The sequence below is a fragment of the uncultured Polaribacter sp. genome (genome assembly GCF_947497695.1).
Taxonomy (GTDB): Bacteria; Bacteroidota; Bacteroidia; order Flavobacteriales; family Flavobacteriaceae; genus Polaribacter.
In genome coordinates this window covers 1-232 of record NZ_CANMHM010000038.1, presented here as the reverse complement: position 1 = coordinate 232, position 232 = coordinate 1, and the positions used below count along the sequence as shown (strand labels likewise).

At 40.9% G+C, this 232-nt stretch carries 1 protein-coding gene; it reads right to left on the bottom strand.

Features of this window, described 5'->3' with window-relative positions; translation table 11 throughout:
* The coding region (locus Q0731_RS13155; RefSeq protein WP_299064827.1) for a hypothetical protein at nt 1–196 on the bottom strand (196 nt) is incomplete at its 3' end.
* Nucleotides 197–232 lie beyond the last annotated feature (36 nt).

The following is a 232-nucleotide window of genomic DNA, read 5'->3' as shown; positions in this document are numbered from 1 at the left end:
AACTAATGGCATTGTTTGTTCCATTTACTAAAGAACCTACATTTGATCCGTTTCTTCTTAATTGGTATCTTACTCCTGTCTGTGAATCGGATAAAGTAACAGCAACTCCTGTTCCGCCTGAACAATAAGCGCCTCCTCCTGATACTGTATAAGCTGTTGGCAAGGCATTCACTGTGACTGTTCTTGATCCTGACATCACTCGTGTACATGAAGTACTTGTTCTTGTCGCTAT